Origin of the sequence: Nesterenkonia halotolerans, from assembly GCF_014874065.1 — a bacterium.
Taxonomy (GTDB): Bacteria; Actinomycetota; Actinomycetes; order Actinomycetales; family Micrococcaceae; genus Nesterenkonia; species Nesterenkonia halotolerans.
The window spans coordinates 631783-646249 of sequence record NZ_JADBEE010000001.1 but is presented as its reverse complement, the minus strand read 5'-3'; the positions used below and the strand labels follow the sequence as shown (position 1 = coordinate 646249).

The window sequence follows — 14467 nt, the reverse complement described above, 5'->3', positions numbered from 1 at the left end:
CCAGGGTTCCCGCAGCCGCAGCTGCGGGAACCCGTGACGGACTGCCTCAGGAGGCCGCGGCGATGGACTCCTGGGCGGCCTCGGTGACGGCTGCCGCGGTGATGCCGAACTGCTCGTAGAGCACCTTGTAGTCGGCGGAGGCGCCGAAGTGATCCAGTCCCACGATCCGGCCGGCGTCGCCGACGATGTCGCGCCAGCCCATCGGGGAGGCGGCCTCCACGGAGACGCGCGCCTTCACGGCCGCGGGGATGACGCTCTCGCGGTAGGCCTTGTCCTGCTCGAAGAACCACTCGCGGCAGGTCATGGAGACCACGCGGGCGGCGACGCCCTGCTCAGCCAGTGCCTCGCGCGCCTCGACGGCGAGCTGCACCTCCGAGCCGGTGCCGATCAGCACGACGTCGGGGGTCACCACGGCGCCGTCCTTGGCGGACTCGGCCAGCACATAGGCACCCTTGGCGGCGCCCTCCACCGAGCCGAACTCTGTGGCGGTGGCCGCTCCGGCGCCGCGGGCGTAGGTGGGGATGCCCTGGCGAGTCAGGGCCAGGCCGGCCGGGCGGTCGCTGCGGCGCAGCACCTCGCGCCAGGCGATGGCCACCTCGTTGGGGTCGCCGGGGCGCACCACATCGAGGTTCGGGATGGCGCGCAGCGTCGCGAGCTGCTCCACCGGCTGGTGGGTGGGTCCGTCTTCGCCCAGCCCGATGGAGTCATGAGTCCACACGAAGATCGATCCGATGCCCATCAGTGCCGCCAGGCGGATGGCCGGGCGCTGATAGTCCGAGAAGATCAGGAAGGTGCCGTTGTAGGTGCGCAGCGGTGCCGACAGCGAGACGCCGTTGGTGATCGCCGCGGCTGCGTGCTCACGGATGCCGAAGTGCAGGTTGCGCCCGTAGGGGTTGCCGCTGAACTTCTCCGTGGAGTGGGAGGTCGGGATGAAGGACTCGTACCCGTCGAGGTGCGTGTTGTTCGACCCTGCGAGGTCGGCTGAGCCGCCCCAGAGCTCGGGAAGGACCTCGGCAATGCCATTGAGCACCTTGCCGGAGGCGGCGCGGGTGGCCATGTCCTCTCCGGCGGGGAACTCGGGCAGCTGGGACTCCCAGCCGTCGGGAAGCTCGCCGGCGGTCAGCCGGTCCAGCAGCTTCGCCTCATCGGTGTTCGCCTCGCGCCAGGACTGGTACTGCTTGTCCCATTCCTGGCGGGTCTCGACGCTGCGCTCGAGGATCTTGCGTGCGTGGGTCAGGACCTCGTCCTCCACCGCGAAGTGCGCCTCGGTGTCGAAGCCGAGGAGCTCCTTGAGCGCCACCAGCTCATCGGTGCCCAGCTTGGAGCCGTGGATGCCGCCGGTGTTCTGCTTCTTCGGGGAGGGGTAGCCGATCACCGTGCGCAGCGCGATGAGCGAGGGCTTCGAGGTCTCGGCCTTCGCGGCCAGCAGCGCGCGGTGGAGCTCGTTGATGTCCTCGTCGTAGTCGCCGGACTTCTTCCAGTCCACGCGCTGCACGTGCCAGCCGTAGGCCTCGTAGCGCGCTGAGACGTCCTCGGTGAAGGCGATGTCGGTGTCGTCCTCGATGGAGATCTTGTTGTCGTCCCAGATCACGATGAGGTTGCCGAGCTCCTGGTGGCCGGCCAGCGAGGAGGCCTCGGAGGTCACGCCCTCCTGGAGGTCACCGTCGGAGGCGATGACGTACACGTTGTGGTCGAAGGGGGACTCTCCGGCAGGCGCATCAGGGTCCATCAGTCCGCGCATCCGGCGCTGGCCGTAGGCGAAGCCGACCGACGAGGCGAGGCCCTGGCCCAGCGGCCCGGTGGTGATCTCTACGCCCGCGGTGTGGCCGTACTCGGGGTGGCCCGGGGTCAGCGAATCCCAGGTGCGCAGCGCCCCGAGGTCCTCGACCTCAAGGCCGTAGCCGGAGAAGTAGAGCTGGAGGTACAGGGTCAGCGAGGTGTGGCCGGGGGAGAGGATGAAGCGGTCGCGACCGATCCACTGGGGATCGGTGGGATCATGCTTCATCACCTTCTGGAAGAGCAGGTAGGCAGCGGGGGCCAGCGACATCGCCGTGCCGGGGTGGCCTGAGCCGACCTTCTCCACGGAGTCGGCGGCCAGCACGCGCAGCGTGTCGACTGCCCGCTTGTCCAGATCGGTGAATACGGCATTCTCGGTCACGAGGGGTTCCTCCAAAAGGGTGAGTGACGGTGGACAACGAGGTCCGCGCACATCGTTGTGCCGCGCAGGATCAACCCTACCGGGGTAGTGGCTATTCCTGGCAGATCATCACGGCATAGCAGAATGCCTGCCCGTGATGACCGCGGAATTGAGATCTTCGGTATCAAATCTGGGGCCTGCGCCAGTGCAGGGCGATCGGTGGTGCTGCGTCAGCCCAGTCCCAGCGCCAGCGAGATGAGCTCGAAGGAGCGGTGACGGATGACGAGGTCTGCCTGCTCTTCCAGGGCAGGCTTCGCGCAGAACGCGATGCCCACTCCGGCGGCCGTGATCATGTCGAGATCGTTCGCTCCATCTCCGACGGCGACGACATTGCCAGGCCGCAGCCCCTGTGATGCCGACCACTGTTCAAGATACTCCTTCTTGGCCGCGCGGTCGACGACGGCGCCGCGCACAGTGCCTTCGAGGGTGCCGTTCGCGGAGATGGCGAGGTCATTGGCATGGAACCCGGTGAGTCCGAGTTGCTGGGCCAGTGGAGCGAGGACCTGGAGAAACCCGCCCGAGACGGCGTAGCTGGGCCAGCCGCGGCGCGTCAGCTCGGCGAGCAGGGCCTCGGCGCCCTGGGTGGGGGTGATCGAGGCGAGGGTGGAGGTGATCACGTCCTCGGAGAGGCCGCTCAGCGCGGCGACCCGCTGGTGCAGCGAGGCCTCGAAGTCGATCTCGCCGCGCATGGCCCGCTCGGTGACCTCCGCGACCTCAGCCTCACGCCCGGCCCCGCGGGCCAGCAGTTCGATGACCTCCTGATCGATCAGCGTGGAGTCCACGTCCATGAGCAGCATGAGCCGGCCGTCCTCGGAGTGGAGCGTCTCACGCTGCGCTCCGGGCAGCACTGTCTGGGTGACGGGGCCCTGGAGCTGGTCGGCGGCGTCCTCCAGGAGTGAGACCGCGAGCTGCGCTCCATAGGAGTCATCGGCGTCATCCAGAGTCACAGACCAGCGCGCGGCCTGGATCTCGCCCCCGCCGGCGACCGGGACGTCTCGCAGCTCCACGCTGTGCACCACGCCGCGACGGGAGAACTCATGGGTCAGCGAGCGGATGAGCGGACCGTCCAGGGAGGGGGCCGCCAGGAGGGCCACGGTGCCTTGCGGGACGTCAGGGTGTGGGAGCGCAGTCATAGCGTGTTCAGCCTATAGCTCCAGGTCCCGTTCGATAGTGTTGAGGCCATGAGTCCTGTCCTCGAAATCCAGAATGTCACCGTGCGCCGGGGGCGCAAGAATCTTCTCAACAACGTCTCCTGGACGGTGAATGAGGACGAGCGCTGGGTGATCCTGGGCCCCAACGGCGCAGGGAAGACCACCCTGCTGCAGATCGCTGCGGCCCGACTGTTTCCCACCACCGGCACCGCCCGGATCCTCGATGAGCAGCTGGGCGCCGTCGACGTCTTCGAGCTACGGCCGCTGATCGGCTTCAGCTCGAATTCGCTCACCAGCACCATGCCCATGCAGGAGACCGCGCTGAACGTCGTGGTCACCGCCGCCTACGGCGTGACCGGACGGTGGCGCGAGGAGTATGAGCAGCTGGATGAGCGGCGCGCCTTCGAGCTGCTCAACGAGTGGGGCGTGGGCACGGTCTTCGATCGGCCCTTCGGAACGCTGTCCGAGGGTGAGCGCAAGCGGGTGCAGATCGCACGGGCGCTGATGACCGATCCGGAGCTGCTGCTGCTGGACGAGCCGGGTGCAGGTCTGGACCTCGGAGGCCGAGAGGCACTCGTGGAGCGCACCAGCCAGCTGGTCACCCATGAGGAGTCTCCCACCACGGTCTTGGTCACCCACCACCTCGAGGAGATCCCGCCCGGGTTCACCCACGTGCTGCTGCTGCGCGACGGGGCCCCGGTGGCCTCCGGGCCCATCGAAGAGACCATGACCTCGGCGAACCTCTCGAAGACCTTCGACACCGAGCTGGACCTGGTGCACCGTGACGGCCGCTATTCGGCCTTCAAGAAGCAGCCGGCGCAACACTGATGGAGGCGCTCAGCGATATCGCCCTGCATGGGCTTGGTCTGGAGATGCTGGCCCTGATCTTCGTCGCCGGCATCTGGGCGGGCGCCATCAACACTGTGGTCGGATCCGGCACGCTGGTGACCTTCCCGGTGCTGGTGGCCATGGGCGTGCCCCCGGTCTCGGCCACCGTGTCCAACGCGATGGGCCTGATCGCCGGCAACTTCACCGGTGCCTGGGGATACCGGCGCGAGATCCGACAGGTGAAGTCGGTGCTGATCAAACTGATTCCGGCCTCGGTGCTCGGCGGAGTGATCGGCGCGGCACTGCTGATCACGCTGCCCGAGGAGGTCTTCGGACGGGTCGCACCGATCCTGATCGTGGTCTCGCTGATCTTCGTCCTGGCGCAGCCCAGGCTTTCGGCCTGGGTCAGGGCGAGGGCAGCTCGGCGGGAAGCGGGGACAGAAGGTTCGGTCCAGTCCGCCGAGCCCGCCACCCAGGACGCACCGGCGGAGCCCTCGAAGACTCCCTCCATGCCCACGGTGAGCCTGGTGCTGATGCTGCTGGTCTTCGCGGCAGGCATCTATGGCGGGTACTTCGTCGCTGCGCAGGGCATTCTGCTGATGGGCATCCTGGGCATCTTCCTGATGGCGAACATTCAGCAGGCCAACGGCGTGAAGAACCTGCTGGTCGCCGTCGTGAACCTCACTGCCGCCATCAGCTATGTCCTGGTGGACTATCTGCTCCGAGAGCCGGACGAGCGGGTGATTCTCTGGGGCGTCGTGGCCATCATCGCCGTGGCCTCCACGCTCGGCGGACTCATCGGGGCGTGGGTGGGACGGCGGCTCTCCCCGCTGCTGCTCCGGGCCGTCATCGTCACGCTCGGCCTGGTGGCGCTGTTCGTGATGTTGCGCAACCTCTTCATCGGCTGAAAATCAGCGTCGCCACGACGCTGCATGCTCTCCCGGGCGGGGGAGCCCCCGATTTGATATAGTGCTGTGTTGGTCCATTCTGGCCACGCCTCAGTTCCACGCTTCTGGCAAAATCCAGCGGCAGATGAAAAGGACACACACCTCATGAAGTCTGATATCCACCCCAAGTACGAGCCGGTCATCTTCAATGACCTGGCCTCCGGCGAAAAGATCCTGACCCGCTCCACCACCTCGTCGAACAAGACGATGGAATGGGAAGACGGCAACACCTACCCGGTCATCGACGTCGAGATCTCCGCTGCGTCGCACCCGTTCTACACCGGCAAGCAGCGCATCATGGACTCCGCCGGCCGCGTCGAGCGCTTCAACGCTCGCTTCAAGGGCTTCGGAGGCAAGAAGTAAGGGATCTCCCACTTCACACCCCAGCTTTCACGAAGGGCCGCAGTCACTGACTGCGGCCCTTCTGCTGTCCCCATCGCAATCCGGTGACCGTTTCGCCGGCCCATCGCTGGTCCCCTTTGCCGGTCTCTTTTGCGATCCGTCGTATCCCTGTGCCATGTCCCATCGCTATCTCCATCCAAAGCGATGGGACATGGCATGGACGTGCGATGCATTGAACGCCACCCGGGTTTCGGCTCAGACCAGCGCTGGTGTGAAGTCGGCGTCGACCCTGCGTAGAGGTTCCACGCGGTGCCACGCCTCTGCCAGAATTTCTACGGCCAGGCTGGTCTCCTCCGCCGGGTAGCTGAGGGGGAAGCGGAGGAAACGCTCGAAAGCTCCGCCGAGTCCAAACCGCGGGCCCGCACCGATGGGGAGGCCCCCCTCGCGAGCGGCCAGTGCGAGCTGGGAACTCACCGGCTCTCCGATATTGACCCAGGTGCACAGCCCCCCGCCGACGTGCGGCACATCCCATTGCGGGAAGTGTGATCGGAGCAGCTCCTCCGCGTGGTCTCGCCCTTCCCGAAGCTGAACCGTGCGGTAACGAAGGATCTCCTCGTACTGGCCGAGCAGATCCAGTGCGATGAGCTGCTCGAGGATGGGGGTGCCCAGGTCCTGGGCGTATCGGGACTGTTCGAGTCGTTGGATCTTGTCCTGCTCTGCACGGATCCACCCGATCCTCAGTCCGCCCCATACGGTCTTTCCCATGGAACCGACGAGAAGTGCCGGCCCATAGGTCGCCAACGGAGCTCCCGCGACGCCATCGATGTGCAGGTCCGCGGTGGTCTCGTCTGCCACCACCAGTGAGTCGTGACGTCGGGCGAGGTCCATGAGCAGCTGGCGCTGCGGAGCCGGCATGACGGCGCCTGTGGGGTTGTGGAAGTCCGGCATCACGTAGGCAAGAGCAGGTCTCGCCTCGCGAAAGGTCTGCGCCAGTCCGTGGTCATCCCAGCCCCGACGCGGATCGACGGTGACGGTCACGAGCTTCCGAGCCCTCAGTCTGAGCGCGTCGTAGGCGTGCGGATAGCTCGGAGCCTCCACCAGTGCGGTGTCTGCGCGGGAGAGGAAGGTCTTGGTGATCAGCGAGATTGCGTGCTGAGCTCCCAGCGTGACCATGATGTTCTCGGGCTCCGTCGGGACGCCTTTGGCCGTGTACCGCTCGGCCAGGGCCTGGCGCAGGCGTGGCAGTCCGAGTGGGTCATAACCCGTGCCACCCAAATAGGCCGGCAGCGCCTGTGCGGCCCTCACTGAGGCCTCACCCACCTGCGGGGCGGCGGGCAGCGCGGCTTTGCTGAAGTCGAGCGTGGTGGCGGTGCGCGCCTCGATGTCCTCGACCGGGCTGCGGCGCCCAGGAATCGTGACCACGCTGCCGGAACCTCGAGTGCTGCGAAGGTAACCAGCCTCACGAAGACGCGCGTAGGCGGCCGCGACTGTCGTCCGACTCACTCCCAGCTCCGACGCCAGTTCACGTTCGGCCGGCAGCCGCGTGCCGAGCGGGATCCGTCCATCAAGCGCGAGGAGCCGAACGCGGTCAGCGAGAGCGCTGTAGGCCGGGCCGCCCGCACGCCATGCTCCGAGTTCCGTGACCAGCCGGCGGGCTGTGAGAACCATCATCAGTCCACCATGCCACAATTGGCATCTTGTTGTAATGCCAATCTGCTGGTGAACTTCTCTCATGAGTCTTCTCAGCGCGTGGCGCGGCACCCAGCTGTTGGTCGGTCTGTTCCTCTATGGGTTCTCGCTCGCCATGATGATCCGAGCCACCCTCGGCGTCTCGCCGTGGGACGTCCTGGGGCAAGGCTCGGCGCTGCAGACGGGACTCCCGTTCGGTGTCATGACCAACATCATCGGACTCATCGTTCTCCTGCTGTGGATCCCGCTTCGGCAGAGGCCGGGAGTCGGGACGATCCTCAACGTGCTCCTGGTGGGCCCGAGCGCCGAAGTCGGCCTCGCGGTCCTCGGCGAGCCTGAAGCGCTGTGGACGCGAATCCTGTTGTTCACCGGGGGCCTGGTTCTCCTGGCGGTTGCCAGCGGGCTCTACATCGGAGCTCAGTACGGACCCGGCCCGCGAGACGGACTCATGACGGGAGTGCACCACCGATACGGGCTGCCCATCTGGCTGGTTCGCACCGCGATTGAAGGCACAGTGCTGCTCCTGGGCTGGATTCTCGGCGGTCCCGTCGGGCTGGGGACCGTGGCTGTCGTGCTGCTCATCGGCCCCCTGGTCCATCTGGCGCTGCCCATCTTCCGAATCCCGACCCGTCAAGAGCTTGAGAGCGACAGGCTGGAGCAACAAGCCCCGGCCCGCGCGGAAGGATCATGATGCTCTCGATATTCGCAGTGTTGATCCTCACCCTTGCGGTCTTCGCGTATATCGGCAGGGTATCGATGCCCGTCCCGGAGCGAATGCCGGTCACTCGTTGGAGCCTCCAGGACTTGTTGCGCAATGCGTGGCGAGGTTTGGGACTCTGTTCTTCGCATACGCCCCTGGGGAAGATCTTTGATGATTCTGGTGACCATGATGCCGCCCGGTGGTGAAACGGTGCCGCCTCACCGACATCCACCGAACGGCGGGTGGCGGCAGGAATAGGATTGTCCTATGACGGACACTCATCAGCATCACGGTGAATACAAGGTCGTCGGCGGCAAGCTCGTCGTCGTCGATCTCCAGACTGACCTCGACCCACGCGCCCATCCGCGCGAAGCGACGATCACGGCCGCCTCGGTCAACGGTGACTTCTTCCTGGAGCCTGATGAGGCCCTGGAGTCGCTCAACGCCGCCCTGATCGGGCTGCCGGTCCGGGCCACGCGCGAGGAGATCGCCGAATCCGTGCGTGCTCAGCTGCCCGATGAGGCGCACATGTTCGGCTTCGATGAATACGCCATCGCCACTGCGGTGCGCCGCGCTCTGGGCCACGCCACACGCTGGGAGGACCATGAGTGGGAGGTCATGCCCGCGGTGCAGCTGCCCGTCGAGATGCATGTGGCGCTGGACCAGGTGCTCACTGAGGAGGTGGGACTGGGCAACCGCCCTCCGCTGATGCGGATGTGGGACTACTCGGGCCGTGCCGTGGTGATCGGGTCCTTCCAGTCGCTGTCCAACGAGGTGGATTCAGAGGCTGCCGAGCGCATGGGCGCCACCGTGGTGCGTCGAATCACCGGTGGGGGAGCGATGTACATGGACGAGGGCAGCTTCGTCACCTATTCGCTCTCCGTGCCGCAGTCGCTGGTGGACGGGCTCAGCTTCGCCGACTCCTATCCGTTCCTCGACGCCTGGGCGATGGAGGCGCTGACCGAGATTGGAATCTCCGCCTCGTATAAGCCGCTCAACGACATCGTCTCCACCGAGGGCAAGATCGGCGGGGCCGCGCAGAAGCGCCTGGCCAGCGGCGCCATGGTGCACCACGTGACCATGAGCTACGACATGAACGCCGATGACATGCTCCAGGTGCTGCGCATCGGCCGGGAGAAGATCTCCGACAAAGGGATCACCTCGGCGGCGAAGCGCGTGGATCCGCTGCGCAGTCAGACCGGACTGGCGCGGGAGGAGATCCTGAGGGTGTTCGTGGAGACCTTTGCGCGGAAATACGACGCGAAGATCGCCGAGATCCGTCCGGAAGAGCTCGCACGGGCAGAAGAGCTCGTCAGGGAGAAGTTCAGCACCCAGGAATGGACTGCACGAGTGCCCTGAGCTGGGAGGACAATGCGCCCACCGAGGACGACGACGGCGCGTGCTGAGGTCCCCGATTCGCTGTCTGGTTCGGCGCCGTGCTAATGTTTCTTGTCGCTGCCAATGAGGCAGAAACGATGCGCGGGTGGCGGAATAGGTAGACGCGCTAGCTTGAGGTGCTAGTCCTCGTATAAGAGGGTAGGGGTTCAAGTCCCCTTCCGCGCACATTGTGAACACGGCATGTGAATGCCGTGCAGACCCCGGTCTGACGAGGAGAGATCCCGTCGGCCGGGGTTCTTTGCGTCGAGGGGCGGATTCTCCGGGCATCTCATGCGGTTCTAGGGCTGTACTGTCCGGTATTTCCGCCGCTCAGCGCTTGGGAAGCGGCTCAGCCGGCGTTCTCCGCTCACAGGTTCGATCAGGAACCACTTTCAGGTTCCCAATCGGCGCGGGCCTGAGACTGGTCCCAGAGGAATGAGTCGATTGCCTCTTGGGACTGCCCGTCCCGGACAAGGGTTGATGTCTCGGGGCCTTCCCAGCGTGCAGTGAAGGCCTCCAGGTACTCCCATTCGCCGATCTCCAGGTAGTCAGGGTGGCACAACGGGTCAGGCATCGCTCCGGTGCCGTCCCACTCCTGCGGCCACCCGACTGGTTGTTCACCGTTGTTGTGCTCGGACTTCTCGGCCAGTGCCTCGTCGTCGTCACAGTAGAGGTGATGGACTTCCGCGCCGTCGTCCTCTTCCGGGGAGATGTAGTGGAAGTCGACACCGCCCGAACCGATCATGATCTGTTGACCGCCGCGACGTTCGCCAGCGTCCGCCCCACCGCCTGCCGCAGCGGTTTCTTCCTCGCTGGCTTCAGCGACCGCCTGGGTCGTTTCACTGGGGCTTGGCGCCGACTCCGCCTCACTGGCATCTGCCGCAGGGGCCTCAGCGCCAGGAGTGTCGGCGGCGCAGGAGGAGAGCAACAGTGCGGCACCCGCTGCAGACAGCAGTGGCATCCAGGTTCGTGTGAGCATTCACTCACCCTACATATATTCGATTCCCCTGTGAATAAAAAAGGACATTCATTCGCTTTAGGAGTGCTTGATTTCTTCGGGTGCATCACGCAGTTCAACGGTCCGGCAAGGTGGAGATTTCGCTCTCACGGGTGGGGCAGGTGGATCGGGGCAGGGGAGTGGTGCAGGTGGCGGACCGCGCGAAGGGAAGCATGGCTCAGATCCTCGGTCACGTCCTCGATCCGTCACCTCGTGAGGGGCGCCATTGATTGGCGCGCTGGTTCAGGGCGGCCTGTCGTGCTGTCTCCGAGATCCGGGCTTCCCGCGTGGCAGGGCGTTTCGCTTGGATGATCCATCCCAGGATCCCCCGTCGGGCGGAAGGCGGGAACTGATCCCAGTTCTCCTGAGCGGGTGGCGTTCGCGTGAAGGCCTCCTTGAGGTCCTCGGGCACGATGAGGTCTTCGACCTGATCCAGCAGCGTCCACGCGCCGGAGTCCACGGCCTGGGCGATCACGCGCTCACCGGCTTCGGTCATCGCGCCGCTGCGGCGGAGCTGCTCCACCCGGAGTTTGTTCGGTCGGGACCAGGCGCTGCCAGGCTTGCGAGGGGAGAAGTAGAGCATCGTGCGCTCTTCGTCGAGCTTGCGGGGCTTGCTGTCGACCCAGCCCACGGCGAGTGCCTCGGAGACTGCATCGTCGTAGCTCACCGCTGCCCGACCGGTCGCCTTCTTCCAGGAGATCAGCCACACCGAGGGTGCGGTCTCGTGGTGGGCCAGCAGCCATTCCCGCCATTGGCTGCGCGTCTCCGCGTGGACCCGCGGCGCGGACTCTGGATCTGCCATGTCGGAACCCCCTGCTGAGCTGACTGCCCGGCGCGTGCCACCTGCTGCCTCCAGTGGGATCGCGCTCTGAGGGACAGAATAACGGGCCCGGATGCGAACCCACGCAGCACCCACCACATGCTGAGGGGCGGATCCTACGAGCAGTTCATGAGGTTATGGGCCTCATGTACTCGGAGAATCCGCCCCTCAATGGAAGTGGGGTTCGCCCCTCATCGGGGGTACCGGTGGGTCAGTGGGTGGGGGTGCCTGAGCCCGGGTTCTTCCGCGAACGATTGCGGAACATACGGAAGAGCTTTCGGCCAAGCCACATGAGGACTGTTCTGAAGATCATGTCAGGAGCATATCCGAGTACCCCCGTGTGGGCACGTCTGCACAGACGAACGTGGCCGGACGCATGCGAACCAGGATGTCTCGGCACTGCCCAGGAGACTCCGCAGGCGGATGCCGAAGTGGCTAGGCTGGGCACAGAGATTCCTACCCCATGAGGAGAGCATCTGTGAGCACCGCATCCGGCGCGACCCCCGCAGCAGCGGCCGAAGCAGAAGTCATCGACTTCTGCCGAGATCTGATCCGGCTCGACACGTCCAACTGGGGGGAGGGGCGTTCCAACGGTGAACGCGAGGCCGCCGAGTACTGCGCCTCCATCATGCGGCAGGCGGGGCTGGAGCCGGAGATCTTCGAGTCCGCGCCGGGCCGCACCTCCGTCGTCGCCCGGATGAAGGGTGCGAATCCTGAGCTGGGCGCGCTGGTCGTGCACGGACACCTCGACGTGGTCCCCGCACAGGCACAGGACTGGCAGGTGGACCCCTTCGCCGCAGAGATCCGCGACGGCATGATCTGGGGCCGCGGCGCCGTGGACATGAAGGACATGGACGCGATGATTCTGGCCTCGATGCTGCGGATGCACCGCGAGGGCCACCAGCCGCAGCGAGACCTCATCTTCGCCTTCTTCGCGGATGAGGAGGACAACGGCAACTTCGGGGCCAAGTGGATGGTCAAGCATCACCCCGAGGTCTTCGAAGGTGCCACCGAGGCCATCAGCGAGGTCGGCGGCTTCTCCACCGACGTCGCGGGTCAGCGGGCGTACCTGATTCAGACTGGCGAGAAGGGTCTGCACTGGACCAAGATGACCGCCTCCGGGACAGCTGGACATGGATCCGCCATCCACAGTGACAACCCCGTGGTCCGCCTGGGGGCCGCCGTGGCCGCCATCGGAGAGTACGAATGGCCGCTGGACTACACCAAGACCACCCGTGCGCTGATGGAGCAGCTTTCCGAGCTCACCGGCATTCCCTTCGACGAAGAAGATCCGTCCGAGCTGCTCGCCGCCACCGGCAGCGCCTCGAAGTTCATCTCCGCCACGCTGCGCAACACCTCGAACCCGACCCTGCTCGAGGCCGGATACAAGCACAATGTGGTCCCCGGCTCCGCCTCCGCACTGGTCGATGCCCGCACGCTGCCCGAGCAGGACGCCCAGGTCGCGGCGAAGCTCGAGGAGCTCGCCGGCGAGAAGGTCAGCTTCGAGCTGCTCAACGGCGGCCCGTCCCTGGAGGTCCCGTTCTCGGGGCTGCTGGTGGAGCAGATGGTCGCCTCGCTCAAGGCCGAGGACCCCGACGCCGCAGTGCTTCCCTACATGCTCGGCGGCGGCACGGACAACAAGCACCTGGCCTCATTGGGCATCTCCGGGTACGGCTTCGCTCCGCTGCAGCTGCCCGCGGAGCTCGACTTCACCGGCATGTTCCACGGAGTCGACGAGCGCGTCCCCCTGGAGGCACTGACCTTTGGAGTGCGCGTGCTCCACCGCTTCCTCGCCGCCCAGTAGAGCCCCACGTCGCCACCCCCGAGCCACGACTTCCAGGAGCATTCCATGGATCCCATCACCGCCGTGCTGAGCGAGGAGCTGCTGGCACGCATCGCCGTCAGGGCGCCCGGCTACGACGAGCGCAATGAGTTCTGCCACGAGGACCTCGCCGAGCTCACGGCCGCCGGGTACCTGCGCGCGCTGGTCCCCACGGACCGAGGGGGCCTGGGCTGGGACCTGCCCACCCTCGTCGCCGCTCAGCGCCGCCTCGCTGCGGCTGCCCCCGCGACGGCGCTGGCGGTGAACATGCACCACATCTGGGTCAGCGTGTCCCGGCAGATGGTCGAGCGCGGCCACACCGAGTTCGAGCAGGTGCTCCAGGAGGCGGCAGCCGGGGAGGTCTTCGCCTTCGGCATCTCGGAGGCCGGCAATGACGCGGTGCTCTTCGACTCCACCACCGAGGCAGAGGTCGACGACGACGGCTCGGTCACCTTCACGGGGACCAAGATCTTCACCACACTGGCCCCGGTCTGGACCCGACTCGGGCTCTTCGGCAAGGACACCGCTGCCACGGGTGCAGAGGGCGAGACCCCGCTGATCTTCGGCTTCCTCGAACGAGAGACCCCCGGCTGGCGCACCCTCGAGAACTGGGACACGCTCGGGATGCGGGCGACGCAGTCACATGCCACCTCCCTCGAAGGTGCACGAATCTCGGCGGATCGGATCGTCCGGCGGCTGCCCGTGGGCCCGAACCCGGACCCGCTGGTCTTCGCGATCTTCTCCTCATTCCTGACCCTGCTCGCCGCGGTCTACACCGGCATCGGCGATCGCGCGCTCACGCTAGGGGCGGAGCTGGTGGCCCAGCGCACCTCGATGATCAGCGGGGAATCCATGGATCGAGACCCGGACGTGCGGTACAAGCTGGCTGAGGCTCAGCTGACGCAGCTCTCCCTGGACTCCCAGCTCCGCGGGATCGCCGCGGAGGTGGAGTCCGGGGCCGAGCACGGTCCCTCCTGGTTCCCGCGCCTCGCGGCGCTGCGGACCACGGCAACGCGCACAGCACGGCAGGTCGTGGACCAGGTGCTCAGCGTCAGCGGTGGCGCGCAGTATCACCGGGAATCGGAGCTCAGCCGGCTCTACCGGGACTCACTGGCCGGTATCCATCACCCCTCCGATGACGAATCCGCGCACCGCACGTTGGCCACCTACACCCTGGGCCCGCTCTGAAGCCTCAGGTCACAGCCGCAGCGCTCCCGGGAGGGGGAGAGAACCTTGGTAAGCCAGGCAGGTGGCGGCCTGCGCGCGGCTTACACGGCTAGAGCGTGCGCTGGACCCGCATCACGCGCCGACGCAGCCAATACCGGCGAAGCCCGCCGGTGTACATCACGGAGCGGCGGAGCTCCCATTTGCCGTACTCGGCATGGTCGATGACCCGCCTGCGCACCTGGTTCAAGGACTCCTGCGGCTGGCAGGTGATGACCATGTATTCCCAGGTGGGTCCGGCGTCGTCGACCTCTGAATAGAGCTCGGCCGTGGGCTGGGACCACCAGTTCTGCTGCGCCATCGGGTGTTCACCTTCACTTTCGCCGGGAGGTCTCAGCCTACGTGGGACGGGCCTCGACTCCGAGTTCATGAC

At 66.2% G+C, this 14467-nt stretch carries 13 protein-coding genes and 1 tRNA gene; 8 read left to right on the top strand and 6 right to left on the bottom strand.

Annotated elements, in window-relative coordinates; translation table 11 throughout:
• Window positions 1-46: 46 nt before the first annotated feature.
• Both tkt and serB read right to left on the bottom strand, forming a co-directional pair.
• Window positions 47-2158 (bottom strand): transketolase, encoded by a 2112-nt coding sequence (tkt, locus tag H4W26_RS02960; RefSeq protein WP_192590668.1) that lies wholly within the window; start codon window positions 2156-2158, stop codon window positions 47-49.
• Between the two features lie 209 nt (window positions 2159-2367).
• A complete protein-coding gene (gene serB, locus H4W26_RS02955) occupies window positions 2368-3330 on the bottom strand; it encodes a phosphoserine phosphatase SerB (RefSeq protein ID WP_192590667.1) in 963 nt (320 codons plus the stop codon).
• A gap of 48 nt (window positions 3331-3378) precedes the next feature.
• Between serB and H4W26_RS02950 the strand changes: the two genes are divergently transcribed.
• From H4W26_RS02950 to H4W26_RS02940, 3 genes are all read left to right on the top strand, one after another.
• Window positions 3379-4176, top strand: coding sequence for an ABC transporter ATP-binding protein (locus tag H4W26_RS02950; protein WP_192590666.1), 798 nt, complete (start codon window positions 3379-3381; stop codon window positions 4174-4176).
• Window positions 4176-5084, top strand: coding sequence for a sulfite exporter TauE/SafE family protein (locus H4W26_RS02945; RefSeq protein ID WP_225939572.1), 909 nt, complete (start codon window positions 4176-4178; stop codon window positions 5082-5084). Before H4W26_RS02950 ends, H4W26_RS02945 begins: the two co-directional genes overlap by 1 nt.
• Before the next feature lie 144 nt (window positions 5085-5228).
• Window positions 5229-5486, top strand: coding sequence for a type B 50S ribosomal protein L31 (locus tag H4W26_RS02940; protein WP_192590665.1), 258 nt, complete (start codon window positions 5229-5231; stop codon window positions 5484-5486).
• Window positions 5487-5720: 234 nt separating this feature from the next.
• Here H4W26_RS02940 and yczR read toward each other — a convergent pair whose 3' ends face one another.
• A complete protein-coding gene (gene yczR / locus H4W26_RS02935; RefSeq protein ID WP_225939571.1) occupies window positions 5721-7136 on the bottom strand; it encodes a MocR-like transcription factor YczR in 1416 nt (471 codons plus the stop codon).
• A gap of 61 nt (window positions 7137-7197) precedes the next feature.
• Between yczR and yczE the strand changes: the two genes are divergently transcribed.
• The 3 genes from yczE to H4W26_RS02920 all read left to right on the top strand — a co-directional run bounded on the left by yczE (window position 7198) and on the right by H4W26_RS02920 (window position 9417).
• Entirely contained in the window at window positions 7198-7845 is a 648-nt protein-coding gene (gene yczE / locus H4W26_RS02930) for a membrane protein YczE (protein WP_225939570.1), read from the top strand.
• 276 nt (window positions 7846-8121) lie between these two features.
• Window positions 8122-9213 carry a lipoate--protein ligase family protein gene (locus tag H4W26_RS02925; RefSeq protein WP_192590664.1) on the top strand — a complete coding sequence of 364 codons (1092 nt, stop codon included), beginning with the start codon at window positions 8122-8124 and terminating at the stop codon, window positions 9211-9213.
• Between the two features lie 118 nt (window positions 9214-9331).
• A tRNA-Leu gene (locus H4W26_RS02920) sits at window positions 9332-9417 on the top strand.
• A gap of 193 nt (window positions 9418-9610) precedes the next feature.
• On the opposite strand, the gene H4W26_RS02915 is transcribed toward H4W26_RS02920, so the two are convergent.
• Both H4W26_RS02915 and H4W26_RS02910 read right to left on the bottom strand, forming a co-directional pair.
• Complete coding sequence (locus H4W26_RS02915; protein WP_192590663.1) at window positions 9611-10210, bottom strand: hypothetical protein; 600 nt, start codon at window positions 10208-10210, stop codon at window positions 9611-9613.
• Between the two features lie 208 nt (window positions 10211-10418).
• The gene (locus H4W26_RS02910; protein ID WP_192590662.1) at window positions 10419-11030 is read right to left on the bottom strand and encodes a YdeI/OmpD-associated family protein; all 612 of its coding nucleotides are present in this window, start codon (window positions 11028-11030) and stop codon (window positions 10419-10421) included.
• A 481-nt stretch (window positions 11031-11511) separates the two neighbouring features.
• Between H4W26_RS02910 and H4W26_RS02905 the strand changes: the two genes are divergently transcribed.
• On the top strand, window positions 11512-12852 hold the full coding sequence (locus tag H4W26_RS02905) for a M20/M25/M40 family metallo-hydrolase (RefSeq protein ID WP_192590661.1): 1341 nt from the start codon (window positions 11512-11514) through the stop codon (window positions 12850-12852).
• Window positions 12853-12897: 45 nt separating this feature from the next.
• On the top strand, window positions 12898-14058 hold the full coding sequence (locus H4W26_RS02900; protein ID WP_192590660.1) for an acyl-CoA dehydrogenase family protein: 1161 nt from the start codon (window positions 12898-12900) through the stop codon (window positions 14056-14058).
• A gap of 88 nt (window positions 14059-14146) precedes the next feature.
• On the opposite strand, the gene H4W26_RS02895 is transcribed toward H4W26_RS02900, so the two are convergent.
• Complete coding sequence (locus H4W26_RS02895) at window positions 14147-14314, bottom strand: DUF5703 family protein (RefSeq protein WP_378625976.1); 168 nt, start codon at window positions 14312-14314, stop codon at window positions 14147-14149.
• Window positions 14315-14467: the final 153 nt, after the last annotated feature.